The organism is Myxococcus sp. MxC21-1 (genome assembly GCF_032612255.1).
GTDB classification, from domain to species: Bacteria; Myxococcota; Myxococcia; order Myxococcales; family Myxococcaceae; genus Myxococcus; species Myxococcus virescens.
In genome coordinates this window covers 4,278,256-4,297,955 of record NZ_CP123278.1, presented here as the reverse complement: position 1 = coordinate 4,297,955, position 19,700 = coordinate 4,278,256, and the positions used below count along the sequence as shown (strand labels likewise).

Below are 19,700 nucleotides of genomic sequence, written 5' to 3'. Positions count from 1 at the left end.
ACTGGCCCATCGCGTCAACCGAGGAAGGCCCTGCCAGACTCCGTCTCGGAGCCGACAGGATTAGTACGAATTAACGAACTCCATAGGAATTCGCGCCCTCGTGCCTCAGAATCGGACTTCCTTCGGACGATGGAGAATCTCCCCAATCCGCGCCCGGAGTGGTTCGCTTGGAGAGGACAACGATGGACAACAGAGCAGCAGGAATGGCCGCTGTCGTACTGGTCGCAACCCTCTTGGTGGGCGACGCGTTCGCAGCCACCTTTGGAGTCACGCCGTCGGGCTCGTCCGCCATCTTCTACGTCGACACCAACGCCTGGGCGGACATCCACTACGTCCGCAACAATCAGGGGCAGCTCAACTATCGGATGGGCATCGTCAACGGCCGGAACCAGTACACGGTGACCGGCCTGTCCGCGGGCGAAACCATCGACTACGCCTTCACGTACTGGGACGTGTCCTGCAACTGTGCCCGTGACACGGCGTGGACGCGCTACACGCACTCCGACACGAACCCGCCTCCGCCCCCGCCGGACGCGGGCACCGACGCGGGCACGCCGCCGCCTCCCACGGACGCGGGCACGCCCCCCATGGGCCCCATCGTCCCGCTGTACACCACGTCCACGCCGCTGGAGCCCGCCACGGTCCAGGAGACGGCCTCCGCCATCATCACCCGCGTGGGCGACCGGGTCCGGGATCGACACGCACGCGAGGACATGTTCCAGGCGTACGACCACTACCTGCCCCTCTACTTCCAGGCGCGCACGCACTCCATCGAGATCGTCGACGAGGTCGCCAAGGGCGGCAACCGCATCACGGTGAACCTGCACACCGTCTATCCCTACGAGCGCCCTGACTTCCGCGCCTTCTTCCGCGGGCTCGGCACCGTGGCGGAGTACTTCCACAACGCCCAGTTCACCCCGGTGAACGACCGTCACTTCACGTCCAGCGTCAACTTCAACGCCAAGGAAGGCCGCGCCATCCGCGTGGGCGACCGAATGGAGCTGGAGGTGGGCGTCTTCCTTCGTCAACCGGTGGAAGGCCGTTTCAACTACTACGCCACCACGTACCTCTACATGGTCGGCTCGGGCGGCGTGGTGCCCTTCGACGTCACGGGTTCCATCCGGGACTCCATCCCCATGCCGCAGGCGGGCTGGAGCGGTGGCCGCACCACGCTGAGCTCGCCGCAGTCCAACGAACCCGACAACCGCTTCCTGCAGATGGCCAACAACCTGGCGCCAGTCAGCGCGCAGCCCTTCGTGGAAGGCCGCCGCATCCACCACACGCACTTCGGTGATGGCAGCCACTCCGAGCCGGGGAACCCCGCGCTCACGCAGCATCAGGGCAAGCTGGGCCCAAACTACGTCGCCCCGTCCTGCGTCGCCTGCCACGTGCAGAATGGCCGCGCCCTGCCTCCGGGCAACAACACGACGTTGACGAACTACGTGGTGAAGGTGGGGCAGGCCAATGGCGCCGCCGACCCGTTCCTTGGCTACCGGCTGCAGCCGCGCCGCACCAGCGGCACGCCCGAGGGCGAGGCCCGCATCACCGGGTGGACCGTCAGCTCCGGCACCTACGGGGACGGCACCCGGTTCGAGCTGCGCCGGCCCAACTACGGCTTCACCAACAACACGCCCACGAACTACTCGGCGCGCATCACCCCGCAGCTGGTGGGCATGGGCCTGCTGGAGGCCATCCCCGAGTCGGCCATCGCCGCGCTGGCGGACCCCAACGACAGCAACGGTGACGGCATCTCCGGCCGCATGCACCCGGTGCGCGACCCGCAGACGGGCGTGACGCGCCTGGGCCGCTTCGGCTGGAAGGCCAGCACCGCCACGGTGCGCCACCAGGTGGCCGAGGCCCTCAACAGCGACATCGGCGTCACCACCTCCGTGTTCCCGTCGCTGGACTGCGGTCCGTCGCAGCAGGGTTGCACCGGCACCAGCACCGAGCTGGCCAACACGGAGCTGGACAAGCTCACGCGCTACATCTCCCTGCTAGGCGTGCCGGCGCGCCGCGACCTGAGCGACGCCACGGCGCTGCGCGGTGAGACGCTGTTCAACAACGCGGGCTGCGCGCGGTGCCACGTGGCCACCCTGACGACCAGCGAGTTCCACCCGCACGCGGAGCTGCGCGGCCAGACAATCCGCCCCTACACGGACCTGCTACTGCACGACATGGGCGCGGGGTTGGCGGACAACCTGCCGGACGGCCAGGCCACCGGCGCGGAGTGGCGCACGCCCCCGCTCTGGGGCATCGGCCTGACCGCGGGCGTCAGCGGCGGCGAGGCCTACCTGCACGACGGCCGCGCCCGCAACCTGGCCGAGGCCATCCTCTGGCACGGCGGCGAGGGCCGGCGGCGCGCAACAACTTCGCCAACATGAACAGCGCGGACCGCAACGCGCTGCTGGCGTTCCTGCGCTCGCTGTAATCCGCCGAAGGCAACGCCCGGGGGCCGCGCGTCATGGGCGGCCCCCGGCTGCATCAAGGACTCAGGACGCGTTCGCCGCCTTCAGCTGCTTGCGCCCTCCCTGCATGATGTCCACGGTGACGGACTGGTTCCGGCCGTTGCGCTTCGAGTGGTAGAGGCACTGGTCGGCCAGGTCGATGAGCTGCTGCTTCTCCATGGCGCTGTCGGGGAAGGTGGCGATGCCCAGCGACATGGTGATCTTCAGCGGCCCCATCTCCGTCTGGAAGGTCTCCGCCTTCACGGCCTCGCGGATGCGCTCGGAGATGGTGAAGGCGCCCTTGGCGTCCGTCTCCGGCATGATGATGACGAACTCCTCGCCGCCGTAGCGGGCGACGATGTCCGTATCGCGCGCCATCGTCTTGATGATGCGGGCCACGCCCTTGAGCACCTGGTCGCCCGTCGGGTGGCCGTAGGTGTCGTTGACGCTCTTGAAGTGGTCCACGTCCGTGAGGATGAGCGAGAACTTGCGCTGGTAGCGCCGGGACTGGGCCAGCACCTCGTCCGCCTTCGCCTGGAAGGTGCGGTGGTTGAACAGGCCGGTGAGGCCGTCCGTGGTGGCCATGCGCTCCATCTGCTCGTAGAGCTGCGCGCGCAACACCGCCTGCGCGGCCTGGATGGCGATGACCTCAATCATCCGCAGCACGTCCTGCTCGAACGCGGCCTTCTTGCGCGAGCCGGCAACCAGCGTGCCCAGGATGCGGTCCCCCGCCACCAGCGGGAAGATCTTCAGCGCCCCCAGACCGCGAATCTGCGTCTCGTCGTCGAAGATGATCTGCCGGTCCATGGCCTTGATGTCGCGGCCCGGCAGCGGCGCCCCGTAGCGGACCACGTTGGCCACCAGCCCGTTGTTGTCCTCGAAGCTCTGGCCGGACAGCGCCTGGCCCTGCGCCGTCACGCCGGACATGCGCACCACGCGGTGCATGCGCTTGCCGTCGACCTCGGACACCAGCGTCACCGCGCAGAAGTCCAGGCCCGCCAGCTGCCGGGTGCTCTCCAGCACGGCCACGAACACCTGGTCGGGGCTGCCCGCGCGGTTGAGCTCCTCGATGGCGCGGAAGAACCGGTCCTTCTCGTCGCGTGTCTTGCGGATGTAGCTCATCACCCGCTCCACCTCGATGGAGCGCAGCACCTCGCCGGCAATGGTGGAGAGCAGCTTTTCGTCCTGGTCGCTGAAGGGCTCGTTCGCCAGCCGGTCCGCCACCAGCACGCCGCGCACCAGGCCGCTGGCCTCCAGGATGGGCACCGCGAGCAGCGCCTGCACCGCGGGGCCGCTGCCCTCGTAGTGCGTCACGCCCTTGAGCCCGTTCGGCGAGTTCATCCGCACCGGGGCGCGGCGCTTGAGCACGCCGCCGATGATGCCCTCACCCGCGTTGAAGCGCTCGCGCTGCACGCGCTCGGAGCCGGAGCGGCAGTCGTACAGCTTGAGGCTCCGGTCATCCGACGTGAGCAGGAACGCGGCGCAGGTGTACGTGCGCAGCCCCGTCTCCGCGATTTCGAGCGCGGCCTGCACGGCGCCTTCGATCTCCTTCACCGAGGCCACCAGCCACTTCTCGTCCGAGCTCATCCCGCTGAAGCTGTCCTGCGTACCGGACGACACCAGCCGGAAGGTGCGCGCCCGCTCCTCCACCTCGCGGATGCGCTTTTGCACCGCGTCGCTCTCCGCCCGGCGCGCGGCGGCGATGCGTGCCGCCAGCACCAGGTGGTAGAGGCCGGAGAACAGGGCCAGGAAGGCCGCGTGCGTCAGGTAGCCCGTGGCGTTGGGCACCGGACCGCCCAGGGTCACCAGCGCGTCGTACACCAGCGCCACGCCCAGCAGCGTGAGGCCCGCGTTGCGCGGCAGGAAGGCCACCAGGAACGCCATCAGCAGGTAGACGATGGGGAACAAGTCCCCGCCGCCAATGGCCACCACGACGAAGGCCGCGGAGAGGAGCGTGCCGCCCAGGTCCAGGTCATCGCGCAGGTCGACGACGGCGCCCACCGCGCCACGCATGGCCCGGCGCCAGGCGGCCACGGCGATGCCCACCAGGAGGCAGCCCACCAGGGCCGCCTCGGTCCACCCCAGGGTGTTCAGCCCCCGGAAGCCGCCGCGCGCCAGGTGGATGAATGTGGCGAGCGAGGCCGCGGCGGGAATGGACCGGACCGCGAGACGCAGCAACCTTCCGGGAGACGGAAACTCGGGAAGCGACGTCATGGAGACTCCAGGTGGAAGACGAGCTCGCCCGGCTTCACGAAGCCGAGCTCCTCACGCACGGCGCGCTCCAGCGCGGCCGGGTCCTTGCGCAGTGCGGCAATCTCATTGCGCAGGGCCTCGTTCTGAGCGGACAGGGTGCGGTTGCGGGCCTGCACCGACTCCACGTCCTGCCGGAGCGAGAGGTAGCGGCGGAAGCCCTTCGCGTCCACGACGGACACGAGGCTCAGGGCCGCAGCCAGCCCTACCGCCACCAACAGGAACTTTCGCCTCGCCGTCATGAACGCGGAGGACCGTACCAGTGGCCCCCTGCCCCGCAAGATTTCCGCTCCAGGCCTGTAGCAATGCCGGGGAACTAACTACTCGGGCTGGGCCAGGAGCTTCTCCACGGCCTTCGCCATATCGGCGTGGGATTCCACGCCATGCCAGCCGGCCACGGCCCGGCCACGGCGGTCCAACAGCACGGTGGTGGGCAGGCCCTGGATGGCCCCGAAGGCGCTGTGGCCTTCAATCATCGCCTGGTTCGCGACCAGCACCGGGTAGCGCAGCGCATAGTGGTCCGCGAAGGGGGCCAGGACCTTCTCCCCTTCCAGGTCCATGCCCACCGCTACCACCTGGAAGCCCCGGGGGCCGTAGTCCTTCTGGAGCGCCTCCAGCGTGGGCATCTCCGCCAGGCACGGGAAGCACCACGTCGCGAAGAACGAGACGAGCACCACCTTCCCGTCCAGCGCGCGCACGTCATGCGGCGTGGGCCCTACCGACGGCAGCGCCAGCGCGTTGAGGAAGGCATACCCCGCGTCCACCGGCCGAGTGCCCCGGCAGCCGGCCAGCGCCACCAGCGCCACGACGGCACCCCGTAGCAGCACGCGGGACATGGCGATCAGGCCTCCGAGGCGGCCGGCCCGGCCCGCTGACAGTCACGACACAGGCCGTACAGCTCCATCTTGTGCGACGTCACCTTGAAGCCGTGCTTGCGGGCCACGGCGTCCTGGAGCGCCTCGATGCGCTCGTTCTCGAACTCGATGATGGTGCCGCAGCGCGTACAGACCAGGTGGTCATGGTGGTCGCGCCCCGCGGCCGCCTCGTAGCGCGTCTGCCCGTCCCCGAAGTTGCGCGCGTGGGCCAGGCCACACTCGCTGAGCAGCTTCATGGTCCGGTACACGGTGGCGACGGACACCTTGGTATCCTGTTCACGCACCTTGTTCCACAGCTCCTCCACCGACAGGTGGCCTCCCACCGCGAAGAACGTGTCGATGATGAGGCTGCGCTGCCGCGTGCTCTTCAGGCCGTGCTGGGCCATGTAGCGGGCAAGCACCTCGTCCTTGTCCGGGTCGTCGTGGTGATGGCTGTGACTGTTGCTCATGTAAAAAATCCTTCAAAGTCGCCGCGGGTCCGCGCCATGCCTCGGGCGCACTTGGGTGGAGGCCCGCGCTGCCTCGCCCTCCGCTCTTGTTGTAACCAATTCGGCCAACTCTCGCGACCCGGCCATTTCCCAACAAAGGCGCCCCGCCGGAGAAGAAAACGTCACCGGCAGGTGTTGGCCTCCGGACGCGGCGGGCCTGATACTCCCGTCCCATCCTCCCCGCAACGCCTGGCGTGCGGCCCTGGGGAGGGCCTCCCCTCCCGTCCGCTCGTCCCCGCGACTTGCACTCGCCGTAGGCTGTTTAGATTGGAATCGGACTGGCTCATTGACACCTGTCTGTGGGCGAAGATAGAGGCATCCGCCCTCGTAAACGAGCATTTTTCCGCGACATTCATGAACAGTCCCTGGCAGAGAAGACGACAGCCCGACGACGTCCCCACCCCCGTGGCGGTTGCCGTCTCGGACTTCTGCCGGCGCGCGAAGGCACCCGCCCCGGCACCCGAGGTCCGCGAGGCGCTGGCCCTCCTGGCCGAGGCTGATGATTTCCGCGTCCGTGCACTGACGGACGGCGAACCCGAGGCGTCCCCTCTGGGGCCCTTCGCCGTCGTCGACATCCTCAACGGCACCCAGGCCTCCGTGGCCGCGCAGCGTCAAGCGTGCGGCTTCTACGAGGTCGCCCGCGAGCTGGCGCACGTGCGCGAGCAGAAGACGCCACCGCCCGCGCCGGCTCCCGCCGAGCCCCCCTCACCTTCGCCCCGCCGCCCGCCGCGGACGCGTCCGCCGGAAAGAAGGGCGGCAAGGCCGCGAAGGAGGACTTGGAGGCCACCGTCAAGGAGCGCATCGCCCCGCGAAAGCGCGCCCCCACGGAGGACACCCTGGGCTCGCCCGCCGACTTCGCCGAGGAGCCCGCCCTCTCGCGCAGGGACCTGCCGCGCCCCCGGGGCCGCTTCACCCGCGTGGAGGCGCCGCGCGCGTCCTTCATGGAGCTGACGCGCCTGACCGGCAAGCCCGTCGTGGAGGCCGCCATGGAGGCCGCCGACCACCGCTTCGCGCTGCTGCGGGCCCTGTCCCAGCGCTTCAATGGCGCGCGGGGCGAGCTGACGCAGGTGGATCTGGAGAACGTGCTCCGGGACCACGGGCTGATGGATGCGATGGTGGAGAAGGAGCGCCGCCGGTGCTGGACGGCTTCACCACCCAGCGGGGCGCCGCCGGCCGCGTGGCCTGGGCCCTGGGCCTGAGCCCGTCGGAGCTGCAGCGGCTGGTCTCCGTGCTGTCGCTGACGGAGGACGTGGAGGCCCTGCGCGAGCGCTTCCGCCGCGAGGCCCTGGCCACGCCCCACCTGACGCACCGGCTGGACCTGCTCGGGCGCGAGAAGTACCTGACCGACCTGGGCATCCAGAAGAAGTTCGCCGACACGCTCCGCAAGGAACTGGAGCGGCTCGTCGGCGACGTCCTGCACGATGCCGGAGACCTGCACGAACTGGCGGATGCCGTTGCCCGCAAGCACGGCGCCCCGTCCGAGCTCGTCTTCCGCGCCTTCGAGCGATTGGGACTGGCGGATGGACTGCGCAAGCAGTTGCTGGCCGGCTCCCGCTGACTCAACACCCTGACGAGGCACTGAGAACCATGCCCATCTACGAGTACTCCTGCCAGAGCTGTGGAAAGATGATCGACGTGCTGCAGAAGATCTCCGACCCCGCCCCTGCCACGTGCAGCGCGTGCGGCGCCGAGGGGTCGATGACCAAGGTCGTCAGCCGCTCGAGCTTCGTCCTCAAGGGCGGGGGCTGGTACTCCGACCTGTACAGCTCCACCAAGAAGGACGGCGGCAGCTCCTCGTCGAGCAGCAGCGCCTCCTCGTCGTCGAGCGCGTCCTCGCCGGCCAGCAGCGCGCCCAGCACGCCCGCTCCGGCCCCCGCGCCGGCGGCCTCGGCCGACAAGAAGTAGCCCCCGGCCCGCGCCCACCCGGGCCGGGCCCGCCGAAAATTCGCTCCGGGCATGGGAGCGGCGCACACTCACGCCCCGTGCCCTTCCCCCCTCCAAGCGTCCTCCCCGTCACTGCGCGCTGTGTGGCCATCCAGAGCTGACGGACACCCGCGGGCTCGGCCGTTTCCTGCTCGTCGCGGATCCTCATGGCCGCGGCCCCATCTGCCCGCCCCAGCGCGGATGCCGCGGCGGCAAGCGCGAGACGATGGAGCCATCCCCGCTGACGCAGCCAGCCCGGTGAGCTAATCAGGACACCTGCCGCGCCCTGTCCCCGCGGAGGTGCCATGCCGCTCGCCTCATTCCGAATCCTGTCCCTGTCCCTGCTGACCGTGCTTGGCGCGGGCTGTGCGTCCCAGACGCGCATGCCGCCCGAGGCGCGGGCCTCCCTCAACCAGACGCTCTCCGGCCCGGAGGCGGAGCAGTACCTCCGCGTCTCCAGCAACGTCACGCCGCTCTTCGGTGACGCCTCCAAGCGCCTGCTGACGCCCTACGCCCCCGAGGACGTCCGGCTCCTCGACGACACGAAGGGCGCCCCCATCAACCCGGGCGCCGTGGAGCGCGTGCTCCCCGCCGGGACGAAGCTGCGCATCACCCGCGTGGAGTTCCCCACCTCCTGGGTCATCACCGAGCGCGTCCTCTACAGCCCGCGCGCCTGGCCCTGGGTGTACCTCACGGAAGCCGGCGCACCCGCCAACGCGCCGCCGCTCATCCTGGTGATGCCGCCCAACCTGGACCGTCCGGAGGACTTCCGCACGGAGCTGGAGAAGTACCTGTCCGCGAGGGACCTGAAGCCCACGCTGGACGCGCTGCCGCCCGCGGTGCAGGAGGCCGTACGTGAGAAGCGACTGGTGGCCAACATGTCCATGGACGCGGCCCGCATGGCCTGGGGCCCGCCGGAGACGGTGCGGCGCTCCCTGGAAGGCACGTCCAGACTCGAGGAGTGGATCTACCCCGGAGGCCGCCGCCGCGCCTTCTTCACGGACGGACGCCTCGCGCGCGCCGAGGAGGGCGGCAACCCGGTCGTCCCCTGAGCGGACTTCGGCGAGCGCCGGCTAACGACGGCGGCGCTTGCCACCACCCCGGCCGCCACCACCGGACTTACGCGCGGCCTGGGCCTCTCCCGGGCGCGTCAGCCGGGGCAGGTCGCCGGCCATCACCGGCCAGAAATCACCCTTCTGCAGCTCGGCCACCAGTTCGGCCTGCGTCTGCACCGGCCGCTTGAAGAGCGTGGCGCCCCGGCCGACCTCGTCGAGCGACCCCCGGGCGTCACTGCCACCCACACAGGGGAGCTTCAGCGCTGCGGCTGCCTCCACGGCCAGGTCGTTGGACGTCTGCTTCACCCGGGCGTTGTAGCCCTCCACGGCGCTCAGCACGCCGAGGGAGCGGATGAAGTCCATGGCCGGATTCTGCGAGTCCCGGTCATAGGGCCGCGCGGCGACGATGGCGGCGCCCAGGGCCTTCACCTTGGGAAGACACTCGGCGGCGCTCCACGGCTTCTCGCGGTTGCTGCCCCACATCTGCACCGGCTCCGGGGCCAGCTCCGGCTTCGGGAAGAAGCACAGGTACTGTCCACGATCCGTCACCAGCTCCAGCCCGACGAAGACCTTGAGCTTCGACTTCGCGCCAATCTCGAAGAGCTCGTCGCAGCCGTCCTGGGTGTTCGTCTCGGTGAAGGCCACACCGTCCAGGCCGAACAAGGCGGCCCGCTCCAGCACGGCGCGAGGGTCCAGCTCGCAACCCTTGGACAGGTGGGAATGGGCGTGCATGTCGATGAGCATGGGCGCTGCTCCCTAACAGGCTCCCCCGAGCCCTGTCGAGCCTGCAACGCCCTGCCCGCGGCTCAGGCGAACGCGTAGGACTGGAAGGTACCCTGGGTGGCCTGGGTGTTCTTCTCCTCATAGGTGCGGATGAGGTACCCCATCAGCATCAGCGAGGACGTGTTCTCCAGCACCCGGGACGGGTCCTTGGAGATGAGGTTCGCACTGTAATTGAGGAAGAACTGGGCCAGCTCTTCACCTGCCTCCTTGACGATGAGCGCATTCAGCGCGGAGGGCTCCATCGTCCGGATGGTGTTGATGAAGTCTACGGCCAGGTCCTTCTTGGTCTTCATGTCCACGGGCCTTCCCCCTTCCCCACTCCGCCACCACTCGCGGCCCTCTGCCACGAGCGCCCCACGCAATCCGGTGCGACTCGAGCAACATAGGCACGGGCGGGAGACTGCAAACCCCCAGGCATGGACGATCAACATCCCCACAACAGGGAAGCCGGGTTTTTGACACCCCGGAACGACGCGTGCGATAACTTCCTATTGTCCTGAATCAGCACCGCACAAGGAGTGGCAGGCGATGTTCACGGGCGTGAAGGTCTTCTCCGCCACCAAGGCGAAGGAGCGCGAGGAGCTGGGTGAGAACGTCACCCGCTGGCTGAAGAGCAACTCCGACCTGGAGATTGTGGACCGGGTCGTGTGTCAGTCGTCCGACAACGAATTCCACTGCTACACGCTCGTGCTTTTCTACAAGCACGGCAAGAGCGAGCAGGCGGCCCCTCAGTCCTGAGTGGGATGCGCCGGCGGAAGGGGGACGGCCCACCCCTCCACCGGAACATCCCCACCCTGTTACTCCTGGTGGGGCACGTAGACAGCGACACCGCGCGGCGGGACGACCAGCACCGTCTCCGTGCCGGCAAGCTGCAGCGTCTGCCCGGAGAAGATGTCCACGTAGGTGCCGCTGCTCGCGGCCAGGCCTCCCATCAACTCCAACACCAGTGAGCGCTCCACGGCGCTCCGGTTGATGGCCACCAGAGCCCCCTTCCCGTCCGGCAGATCACGTTGGAACACGTAGAGGTCGTCCTCCACGCGCAGGGTCCGCCGCGCGCCCGTCTGCAGCGCCTCGTGCGCCCGGCGCGCCTGCCCCAGCTTCCGCACGAAGTCGAGCAAGTCCCGCTCCTGCGGCGCAAGCGCGCTGCCGAAGCGCATGAAGCGGCGGTTGTCCGGATCAGCCGCGCCCGGCAGGCCGACTTCATCGCCGTAATACACCAGCGGCACGCCCGGCTGCGTCAGCACGAAGGCGAAGGCGTACTTCATCTTCTCGAAGGCGGCCGGATCCGTCACCACCGTGGACGGGCGGTTGGGACCGAAGGGATCACTCCCTTCCCCGTGCAGTTGCCCCGCGGCCTGGGAGATGAAGCGCGCCACGTCGTGGTTGCCCAGGAAGGGCGAATTGAGCGTTCCCGGCACATAGGCCTCCTCGTTGGCGCGCACGGCGTCGTCCACACGCTGCAAGCCCTTGCCGTCCGCGAAGGCCTCGCGCACGGGCCAGTACAGGGGGAAGTCGAACTGGCCGTCCAGCTCTTGCGGGCTGATGTAACGGGCAATCTGTGAGCGCCCATCCGTGAAAACGTACGTCTCGCCCACCAGGTAGAACTCGGTGCCCGTCATCGCGGTGATGTCATTCAGCTTCCCGCGGATGGTGCGCCCGGCCACCTGCTCCATGTGCTTCACCGCGTCCATGCGGAAGCCGTCGAAGTCCGCCTGCTCCAGCCACCAGAGCGTGTCCGCGGCAAACTGGTCCACGAAGTCCGACGAGCGCCAGTTGAAATCCGGCAGGTAGTCCGTGAACTTGCAGGTGAGGCGCTTGGCTTCCCAGTCGCAGTCCTGCGTGCCACACACGCAACTGGCGGCGGTGTTGAACCAGCCGTCCCGCGCGTGGTTCGCCCAATATGGGTGCTCCTCGTGGACATGGTTGAGCACCAGGTCGGCGATGACGCGGATGCCCCGCTTGTGCGCGGCCGCCGTGAGCGCGCGCAACTCCTCCAGCGAGCCGAAGCGGTGCTGCGTCTCGCGGGGCTTCGACGGCCAGTAGCCGTGATAGCCGGTGTAGTACTTGCCGCCGGTGCCGACGAAGCGCCCCTCGGGATTCTGATCCACGGGGGAGATCCACAGCGTGCGGATGCCCAGCGCGTCGAAGTACCCCTCCTCCAGCTTCTGGGTGATGCCCGCGAAGTCCCCGCCAAGATAGTTGGCGATAGGGTCCACGTCCGCCACCGGCGCGTCGTTCTCCAGCCGACCATTGTGGAAGCGGTCCGTGAAGGCGAAGTACATCAGCCCCGAGTCCCAGCGGAAGCGCTCCGGCTCCACCCAGAACGGCAGGTAGAGCGACTCCGCCTCGCGGCCCTGGCGGTCCTTGGCCACCACCTTCACGTGGTGCTTGCCCTGCTCCAGGCCCTGCACGTTCAGGCGGAAGCGGCCGGTGGCGGCGTCATAGGCGTCCGGCCGGGGCGTGCCGTCCAGCGACAGCACCATGCCATCGACCGCCGGGCCAGCCTTGTCCGTCCCATCGAGGAAGGAGACGGCCACGTCCAGCGAGCCCTCGGGCGTTACCGTGAAGCGGTTCAGCTCCAGCACGGGCTGGCGGCAGTCCGGGACGATGACGCGCGAATACTCCTCCGCGCGAACCCAGCGCGAGTACGGGTTCTCCGGATCCATCTCCTGCTTGTCGCCCACCACGAAACGGTAGCCGTAGGCGCGCGGCTCCAGCCCTTCCAGGCGGAGCGTGAACACGCCGTCACCCCGGTCGGTCATGGGCTGAGCCGGGGAGGCGAAGTTGTTCCATTCCCCCACGACCTGAACGGTGCCCGCCACGGACCGCTGCGGTGCGTAGGTCAACGTCACGTCGCAGGTCCGGACTGGGATGGAGTCAGACTCACCACATGCGGCTGCCATCAGCAGCGCAGGGAGCGTCAGGCGTCGAGGAAGGCGGAAACGCTTCATGCGAGCCCCCTTGTACGGGAGGCTCGCTCGCTTTTCCAAGCCCCCGGCGGGGAGCCGGGTGATTCAATGCGTCGAATCGTGGACGCCCGACCTAGCGGGCTTCGTATTCCTGCAGAATGCGCAGGACGGTGCTCGCGAGCGGATGGTCCGACGGGGCCAGCTCCAGGAAGCGGTGGTAGTTGCGAGCCCCCTCGTCGATTCGCCCCAGCTTCACCTCCACGGCCCCCAGCAGCAGGTAGCACTCGGCGTTGCCGGGCTCGAGCCGGGCGCACTCGCGGGCGGCGTTCCGCGCGTCGGTGTACTTCCCCTCACGCTGGAGGGCCCGCCCGGCGGTGAGCACCCGGTGCGCGGGCCCCACCGTCACCGGCGACACCGCCAGGGCGTTGCCCGGCTCGCCCAGCAACACCGCATGGGCCTGCCGCGTCTGTCCTCGAGCGCCCGTGCCAGCCGCGTGAACGACCTTGCCGCTCCGCGATCCGGAGACCGGACGCGCCACGCTGGAACGCCCGGCCGCGACCTCGACTGCGTCAACCGGCGTGTCGGCGCTTCCCGACACCTCATCGTCATCCGCGTTCTCGACCATGGCCTCGGAGGCCCGCGAAGGCCCCTCCTCCGCGGCCGGGGGTTTCGAGGGCGCGGCCATGGGTGGGGCGGCAGACAACGCGGGCGGAATGATCCGCTGCGCCTCGGGCGGCCCGAGCGCGCGCGCCTCTTCCTTGGCGGCAGCCAGCACGTCGGAGCCCACCCGCGTCACCGCCACCCCGGCGAGCACCGCGGCCACCACCAGGCCGACACCGGCCACCCACTGGGAGCTGCTGCTGCCTTCGGCGAACAGGCCCACCCGCGTCGCACGCGGCGCGGGAGCCTCCTTCTCCGCGTCGTCCACCTCGACGGGTCCGCTCTCCTCGGTGCGGTCGTCCGGCTCCAGGCCCAGCGCTGGCACACCGTGCTGCGTGGGCGCGGGCAGCGGGGGCGCCTCGCGCCAGATGGACATCTCCTCCGAGAAGGAGGCCGGCACCCGGGCATCCATCCCGAGCGCCTCCAGGTCCGGGCGGTACAGCTCCCGCAGCAGGTACCCCACGGACATGGGCGAAAAGCGCGGGGTGGTCGAGTAGAGGAACCCGGCCAGGGCATCCCCGAGCGCATGGGCGGACTCGAAACGGGAATCCTTCTGGAGCGCGAGCGCCTGCTGGATGATGGCGTCCAGCGCCACCGGGACGTCGGACCGTACCTGTCGCGGCGAGGGCAGCGGCTGGCCGCTGTTCAACCGCCGCAACACCGTGTGGACCTGGCCCTCCAGCGGCAGCCGGCCGCAGAGCATCTGGAACAGCACCACGCCGGTGGCCCAGACGTCCGTGCGGGCATCCACCGCCTCCCCCCGCGCCTGCTCCGGCGAGAAGAACAGGTACTTCCCCTTCACCACGCCGGGCTCGGTGTTGAAGCTGCGCAGGGAGCGCGCCTTCGCGATGCCGAAATCGACGATTTTGACCTGCCCCTCGTAGCCGATGAGGACGTTGTCGGGGGAGATGTCGCGATGGACGATGCCCAGCGGCTCGCCCTTCTCGTCACTGCGAGTATGGGCGTAGTGCAGGCCGCGGCACATCTCCATGGCGATGAAGACGGCAATGGGCACCGGCAGGGCGTGGAAGCCGGAGCGCAGCGCCCGCTTCAGGATGCGGTTCAGCGGATGGCCTTCCACCAGCTCCATGGCCAGGAAGTACTGCCCGTCCACCTTCCCGAAGTCGAAGACCTGGGCAATGGCCCCGTGCGACAGCGTGGCGGAGATGCGCGCCTCGCTGATGAACATGGACACGAACGCTTCGTCGTTGGCGTACTCCGGGAGCACCTTCTTGATGAGCACGGACTTGGTGACGCCCGCCGCGCCCCGGAGCCGGGCGCGCCACGTCTCCGCCATGCCGCCCTGGCCGACCCGCTCTTGAAGTTCATACCGGCCGAATCGTTCTCGTGGCGCACTTGCCATCGCGGGTGACACCCCCTTTCAAACTTTACCGTATTACCCGGGAATGCGGAGGCAAACCCCTGCAAAGCGGCTGTGATATCGTCCGCGCCGTGGCGAGTCTGGGAGATGAGGACGGGGACGACGAGTTGGTCCGCACCGATGCGTTGCCGGCCATTCGTGTCCAACGGGTACGTACCCGGTTGGTGGTGTTGTCGGGTCCGGACGCTGGCCGCGACTGGCCGCTGATGCCGGGACGCTATCGCGTGGGGTCGGGCCGGGATGCGGACATCCTCCTGTCGGACCGGGCGGTGTCGCGCCAGCACCTCATCCTCGAGGTGAACGAGAGTGGCGTGCGCGCGGTGGACCCGGGCTCGCGCAATGGATCCTATTGCGAAGGCATGCGCTTCCAGGAGCTGGAGGTGCGCACGGGCGCGGTCCTCAAGCTGGGCACCACCGAGCTGAAGCTGATGCCGGAGAGCGAGCGGCCCCGGGCGCGCCCCCTGTCCGCGCGCAGCGCCTTCGGCTCACTGGTGGGAAACAGCCGCCGCATGCGGGAGCTCTTCACGCTGCTGGAGCGGCTGTCGGCGGGTGAGTCGGACGTGCTCATCCAGGGTGAGACGGGCACGGGCAAGGAGCTGTGCGCGGAGGCCATCCACACGCACAGCCCGCGGGCCCGGGGGCCTTTCGTCATCGCCGACCTGGCGGGCATCGCCCCCTCGCTGCTGGAGAGCGAGCTCTTCGGACACGTGAAAGGCGCCTTCACGGGCGCGCACTCCGACCGCGCGGGCGCCTTCGAGCGCGCCCACGGCGGCACGCTCTTCCTGGACGAAGTCGGCGAACTGCCGCTGGAAGTCCAACCCCGCCTGCTGCGCGCGCTGGAGCGCCGACAGGTGAAGCGCGTGGGCTCCAACGACTACCGCACCTTCGACGTGCGCGTCGTCGCGGCCACGCACCAGGACCTGGAGGGCTCGGTGCAGGCCGGGCGCTTCCGTGGTGACCTCTTCCACCGGCTCGCGGTGCTCCGCGTCGGCCTTCCGCCGCTGCGGGAGCGACTGGAAGACGTGCCGCTGCTCGTCGATACGGTGCTGCAGCGGATGGGGCGTCCGCCCAGCGCGCTGTCGGACCAGACGCGCGCCCTGCTCGCCCAGTACCCGTGGCCGGGCAACGTGCGCGAGCTGCGCAACGTGGTGGACCGGGTGGTGAACCTGGGCGACGAGGCCCTGCCGGACATCCCGGACCTGCCTTCCCCCCCGAGGACCCCACCACCCTGCCGCCGCCTTCGGACGACCCGGAGAGCACGCGCCCCATCTCCCTGGACCTCCCCTTCAAGGAAGCCAAGGACCGCATCATCGAAGGCTTCGAGCGCGACTACCTGCGCGCCCTCATCGACCGCTGCGAGGGCAACGTGTCCCGCGCGGCCCGTGAGGCGGGCATCGACCGCGTGTACCTGCGCAAGCTGCTGCGCAAGCACGGCCTGGACACGTCACCGGCGTAAGTGGGTGTGGGCCTCCAGGCCCCCTGCTTTCGCGGCGACATCTGCAGGGTCGCGTGGCCGGATGTTTCCGGGCCGGGTCATTACGTGTCGAACGGCCCGGTATTCCAGCGGGCCCTATTCTGGGACGTGCCGACCATGACGATTCGCTCGCGCCTACGCTCGACCCTGTTGGCCCTGCTACCCATCGCCCTGCTCCCGCTGATGGCGTGTGGTGGCAACGAGGGCAAGGTCACCCTGCTTCTGACCGACGCACCAGGAGACGACATCCGCACCGCTGTCGTCACCATCTCCGAAATCTATCTGCAAGGCGGCGACGGCGAAGGTGGCCGCGTGGTGCTGCGTGATACCCCCGCCACCGTGAGCTTGCTGGAGCTCGCCAACTCCACGTCCGAACTGGTGTCTGACGCGGTGGTCCCCAATGGCGACTACTCCGAGCTCCGCTTCGTCATCACCGGTGGCTACATCGAGGTGGCGAATGCGGACGGCGCGTCGACCGTGTTCGCGTCGTCAGCCGACTACGCCGGCCTGCCCGCGGGCACGCAGGTGGACGGCCAGCTTCACATGCCCAGCTTCGGCACGTCCGGGCTGAAGGTGAAGTTCTCTGAGAAGCTGACCATCGAAGGCGAGCAGAAGGTGCTGCTCGTGGACTTCGACGTCGGCCAGAGCTTTGGCAAGGAAGCCGGCAACGCGGGCAAGTGGGTGATGCATCCGGTCATCAAGGCCGCCGAGGTGACGGCCTCCGGCAGCATCCGCGTGACGGCGGACACGGCCCCGACGGTGACGCTGCCCGTGGTGGACGGCCACCAGGTGACGCTGGGCGACTTCAACGCGGTGATGACGAACGAGGCGGGCAGCAGTGAGCGGCTGGCGCTGACCGACGAGGACGGCGACGGCACCTACGAGGCGGTCTTCAAGTTCCTCATCCCGGGCACCTTCACGGTGCACCTCGAGCCGCCCTCCTACGTCAGCGCCTCCACCGCGCCCGACCAGCCGGTGACGGTGGAAGTGGGTTCGGGCCGCGACGTGGCGAATCACTTCACGATTACGGGTGCGACCCAGCAGTAGCGCGGGCGCGACCTGCACACGGTTACGTGGGGACTGGCGCGGGGTCGGTTCCCAGGGCGAGGCGTCGGGGCAAGTATCCCGACGCCTCGTTTTTTTCTGTGTCACCCAGGCACCGAGTGCACGCCCCCCGGCCCCGACGCAGACCACGCCGCGTCGACGGCCGTTCAGTAGACGACGAGCGCCTGCGGCGCGTGGTAGCTGACGATGGTCAGCACCGGGATGCGCGGCGCTTCGTCATCGGTCTCCGCGCCGCCCGACGTGAGGCGGACACCGTCGAAGCGCGCGAGGATGACGTAGTCGCGCCGGGTCTCCAGGAACGGGTCGGCGCTCGCCAGACGACCGAGTGCCTCGCGGCCCGTCTCGTCGGAGATGTTCTCCACGAAGCGCCGCGTGGTGTTGCGGCCGGAGCGCTCGGACGTGCTCACCGTGCCCCCGACCCGCCCTGGCCCCGTGAGCACGGACTGCCCGGCCAGGTCACCCGAGTACGAGGTGACGGAGTCGATGCGCTCGCCATGGCCCACGACCTCGTCCGTCTGGACGGAGCTGAGGGCCTGCTCCACCAGCCACACCGTGGAGCGCTCACCTTCCGAGCGCTGGTCCGCGACCTGCGCGCGCAGCAGCACGTAGCGGCCCTTGTACGTGTCCGGCCGGTCCATGGCGGAGGCCAACGAGAAGATGGGGATCTGCTTCTCCTGAAGGTAGCGCAGCTCGCCCGTCACGCTGCCACCGCGCTGGGCCACGACGCGGGCAATGAGCTTCGCGCCTTCGGGACGCACGCTCAGGTCCTGCGCCCAGGCGCGGCCCAACAGCGCGTTGAGCTGGGTGAAGGGCGTGTGCTCGATGCAGGCCTTCAGGCCATCCCACGCCTCATCCCGCGAAGCGCCCTGGAGGCGCCGAGCGGCGGCTTCACACACGGCCGGGTTGGCGTACCGGGCGGCGAACGCCTTGGGGTCCGAGGTGGGACTGGGCGCGGGCGGCTCCGGCGGAGGCCTGGCGACGAACACCTCCTCCTTCGGATGAGGCGCGTCCTCCGACCACGTCACGTGGGAATGCGAGGCGCCGCAGCCGGCGGCGAACGTGCCCATCAGGGCCCAGGAGGACAGCTTCCAGGAAGGACGGCGCATGGGCGGAACTCCTAGAGGGAAGCGGAGCCAGGGCTGGCGGAGCGGTTACGCTGCTGGACGGTGGGCGCGGGGTGCGCTCCGGGGCGGGGCAGCGGCAGCACGACGGCGCACGCATCCGCGCACCTGTCACTCAGGCACGCCTGCGTCTGGGGCGCGGTGGCCTGCTGGGCGACCTCGGCATAGCAGCGGTCCGCGGTGCCCGGGCAGTTGGCGCGGGCGGCGCACTCGCAGCACGGCGAGGCCACCGTGGCCATGAACTGCACCTCTTGAAGGACGTTGGCCAGCGCGCGGTAGCAGGAGCGAGCGCCGGGAGCAAAGCGGCCCTTGGCGTCCACCACGAACGACGTGCCTTCCAGTCCGCACTGGTCCACGGCGGTGATGTAGCGCCGCTCACAAAGCGCGGTGAGCGTCGCGTCCGGGCGGCCCTCACGGATGTTGCCCACCGCCTCCGTGCACAGCGCGCGGGCCACGTCCTGGAGGATCTTCTTGTTGGACGCGTCCTGCGAGTCGCTGGGCGCGCCCGCGGACAGGTCCGCCTCGAACACGCATTCCTTCCCAGCACGCAGGGTGTCCACGGTGCAGGACCACGCGGTGGGGGACTCATCCGCGACAGGGGGCGCCGCGAGCGCTTCAGGCGGAATCGCTGGCGCGCTGGAGTCCGGCGCCGAGCCCAACAGGAAAAGGGAGACGAGGATCGCCTTCATGGACATGGCAGGTTAGGACGGCGCCTCGCCGGGCACAAACCGTCCCGCCACAACTGTTCCGCGAACCGTGGCGTGCTCCCCTTCCCTACCTCCTCCGCGCCGAACCGACGTCCACCTCCGAACGAAGCGGAGGCCTCGGAGCCCTGGAGCATCCGCCTCGGGGCACGCATGATGGCGCCGGTTTCCTTGCAAGGGGTGGATGGTGGGACGTGCGGACGACGCGGCGTGGCGGCCATATGAAGACGGGGGCTCCATCGGGTGGATGGGGACCCAGGGCGGCACCATCGCGCGGGATGAGGACTTCGGCGGCCTGGCGCGGCTCACCTACGAGTTGGATGACACCCGCTCCTTCCACGCCATCGCCTGCTCCGTCACCGGTTGGCTCCTCTACCACCGCTTCTTCGACAACGCGGCGGCGGCCACCGCCGCCTTCGAGGAGATGAAGCCCGCCTTGGAGGCGCTCCTCACGCAGCTTCCCGAAGGAGGGCCAACGTCTCCCGCGAACACCCGCCTCGCGGGGCCTCTGCTGGCGGCCTTCACCGTCCGTCATGGATAGAGAATCCAGAGCGAAATGACCTGGCCC

The 19,700-nt window shown here is 69.3% G+C and carries 17 protein-coding genes and 2 pseudogenes; 9 read left to right on the top strand and 10 right to left on the bottom strand.

Features of this window, described 5'->3' with window-relative positions:
* Nucleotides 1-182: 182 nt before the first annotated feature.
* Nucleotides 183-2,428: pseudogene (locus QEG98_RS19495) on the top strand (di-heme oxidoredictase family protein).
* 61 nt (nucleotides 2,429-2,489) lie between these two features.
* Here QEG98_RS19495 and QEG98_RS19490 read toward each other — a convergent pair.
* From QEG98_RS19490 to QEG98_RS19475, 4 genes are all read right to left on the bottom strand, one after another.
* Nucleotides 2,490-4,658: a diguanylate cyclase gene (locus tag QEG98_RS19490; protein WP_316567683.1), complete on the bottom strand. Its 2,169-nt coding sequence runs from the start codon at nucleotides 4,656-4,658 to the stop codon at nucleotides 2,490-2,492.
* Nucleotides 4,655-4,936 carry a septum formation initiator family protein gene (locus tag QEG98_RS19485; protein WP_316567682.1) on the bottom strand — a complete coding sequence of 94 codons (282 nt, stop codon included), beginning with the start codon at nucleotides 4,934-4,936 and terminating at the stop codon, nucleotides 4,655-4,657. Before QEG98_RS19485 ends, QEG98_RS19490 begins: the two co-directional genes overlap by 4 nt.
* A 78-nt stretch (nucleotides 4,937-5,014) precedes the next feature.
* A complete protein-coding gene (locus tag QEG98_RS19480; protein WP_011553720.1) occupies nucleotides 5,015-5,530 on the bottom strand; it encodes a TlpA family protein disulfide reductase in 516 nt (171 codons plus the stop codon).
* A 5-nt stretch (nucleotides 5,531-5,535) separates the two neighbouring features.
* The gene (locus QEG98_RS19475; protein ID WP_186817827.1) at nucleotides 5,536-6,018 is read right to left on the bottom strand and encodes a Fur family transcriptional regulator; all 483 of its coding nucleotides are present in this window, start codon (nucleotides 6,016-6,018) and stop codon (nucleotides 5,536-5,538) included.
* 656 nt (nucleotides 6,019-6,674) lie between these two features.
* Here QEG98_RS19475 and QEG98_RS19470 point away from each other — a divergent pair.
* The 4 genes from QEG98_RS19470 to QEG98_RS19455 all read left to right on the top strand — a co-directional run bounded on the left by QEG98_RS19470 (nucleotide 6,675) and on the right by QEG98_RS19455 (nucleotide 9,032).
* On the top strand, nucleotides 6,675-7,256 hold the full coding sequence (locus QEG98_RS19470; RefSeq protein WP_316567681.1) for a hypothetical protein: 582 nt from the start codon (nucleotides 6,675-6,677) through the stop codon (nucleotides 7,254-7,256).
* Nucleotides 7,193-7,615, top strand: coding sequence for a hypothetical protein (locus tag QEG98_RS19465; protein ID WP_316567680.1), 423 nt, complete (start codon nucleotides 7,193-7,195; stop codon nucleotides 7,613-7,615). Before QEG98_RS19470 ends, QEG98_RS19465 begins: the two co-directional genes overlap by 64 nt.
* A 29-nt stretch (nucleotides 7,616-7,644) precedes the next feature.
* Entirely contained in the window at nucleotides 7,645-7,962 is a 318-nt protein-coding gene (locus tag QEG98_RS19460) for a zinc ribbon domain-containing protein (protein ID WP_316567679.1), read from the top strand.
* Nucleotides 7,963-8,285: 323 nt separating this feature from the next.
* On the top strand, nucleotides 8,286-9,032 hold the full coding sequence (locus QEG98_RS19455) for a hypothetical protein (protein ID WP_316567678.1): 747 nt from the start codon (nucleotides 8,286-8,288) through the stop codon (nucleotides 9,030-9,032).
* Nucleotides 9,033-9,053: 21 nt separating this feature from the next.
* On the opposite strand, the gene QEG98_RS19450 is transcribed toward QEG98_RS19455, so the two are convergent.
* Both QEG98_RS19450 and QEG98_RS19445 read right to left on the bottom strand, forming a co-directional pair.
* Nucleotides 9,054-9,779 (bottom strand): PHP domain-containing protein, encoded by a 726-nt coding sequence (locus QEG98_RS19450; RefSeq protein ID WP_316567677.1) that lies wholly within the window; start codon nucleotides 9,777-9,779, stop codon nucleotides 9,054-9,056.
* Nucleotides 9,780-9,841: 62 nt separating this feature from the next.
* The gene (locus tag QEG98_RS19445; RefSeq protein WP_090492493.1) at nucleotides 9,842-10,117 is read right to left on the bottom strand and encodes a hypothetical protein; all 276 of its coding nucleotides are present in this window, start codon (nucleotides 10,115-10,117) and stop codon (nucleotides 9,842-9,844) included.
* 229 nt (nucleotides 10,118-10,346) lie between these two features.
* On the opposite strand from QEG98_RS19445, the gene QEG98_RS19440 reads away from it, so the two are divergent.
* The gene (locus QEG98_RS19440; RefSeq protein ID WP_011553713.1) at nucleotides 10,347-10,556 is read left to right on the top strand and encodes a hypothetical protein; all 210 of its coding nucleotides are present in this window, start codon (nucleotides 10,347-10,349) and stop codon (nucleotides 10,554-10,556) included.
* A 59-nt stretch (nucleotides 10,557-10,615) separates the two neighbouring features.
* Here QEG98_RS19440 and QEG98_RS19435 read toward each other — a convergent pair whose 3' ends face one another.
* Both QEG98_RS19435 and QEG98_RS19430 read right to left on the bottom strand, forming a co-directional pair.
* The gene (locus QEG98_RS19435) at nucleotides 10,616-12,670 is read right to left on the bottom strand and encodes an alpha-amylase family glycosyl hydrolase (protein ID WP_316567676.1); all 2,055 of its coding nucleotides are present in this window, start codon (nucleotides 12,668-12,670) and stop codon (nucleotides 10,616-10,618) included.
* A gap of 190 nt (nucleotides 12,671-12,860) precedes the next feature.
* The gene (locus tag QEG98_RS19430; RefSeq protein WP_316567675.1) at nucleotides 12,861-14,750 is read right to left on the bottom strand and encodes a serine/threonine-protein kinase; all 1,890 of its coding nucleotides are present in this window, start codon (nucleotides 14,748-14,750) and stop codon (nucleotides 12,861-12,863) included.
* Between the two features lie 89 nt (nucleotides 14,751-14,839).
* Here QEG98_RS19430 and QEG98_RS19425 point away from each other — a divergent pair.
* Together QEG98_RS19425 and QEG98_RS19420 are read left to right on the top strand one after the other, a co-directional pair.
* Nucleotides 14,840-16,224: pseudogene (locus QEG98_RS19425) on the top strand (sigma 54-interacting transcriptional regulator).
* A gap of 135 nt (nucleotides 16,225-16,359) precedes the next feature.
* Nucleotides 16,360-17,289 (top strand): DUF4382 domain-containing protein, encoded by a 930-nt coding sequence (locus QEG98_RS19420; protein WP_316567674.1) that lies wholly within the window; start codon nucleotides 16,360-16,362, stop codon nucleotides 17,287-17,289.
* Nucleotides 17,290-17,453: 164 nt separating this feature from the next.
* On the opposite strand, the gene QEG98_RS19415 is transcribed toward QEG98_RS19420, so the two are convergent.
* Together QEG98_RS19415 and QEG98_RS19410 are read right to left on the bottom strand one after the other, a co-directional pair.
* Entirely contained in the window at nucleotides 17,454-18,413 is a 960-nt protein-coding gene (locus tag QEG98_RS19415; protein ID WP_316567673.1) for a hypothetical protein, read from the bottom strand.
* Nucleotides 18,414-18,424: 11 nt separating this feature from the next.
* Nucleotides 18,425-19,123 (bottom strand): hypothetical protein, encoded by a 699-nt coding sequence (locus QEG98_RS19410; RefSeq protein WP_316567672.1) that lies wholly within the window; start codon nucleotides 19,121-19,123, stop codon nucleotides 18,425-18,427.
* Nucleotides 19,124-19,316: 193 nt separating this feature from the next.
* Between QEG98_RS19410 and QEG98_RS19405 the strand changes: the two genes are divergently transcribed.
* Nucleotides 19,317-19,673 (top strand): hypothetical protein, encoded by a 357-nt coding sequence (locus QEG98_RS19405; RefSeq protein ID WP_011553706.1) that lies wholly within the window; start codon nucleotides 19,317-19,319, stop codon nucleotides 19,671-19,673.
* Nucleotides 19,674-19,700: the final 27 nt, after the last annotated feature.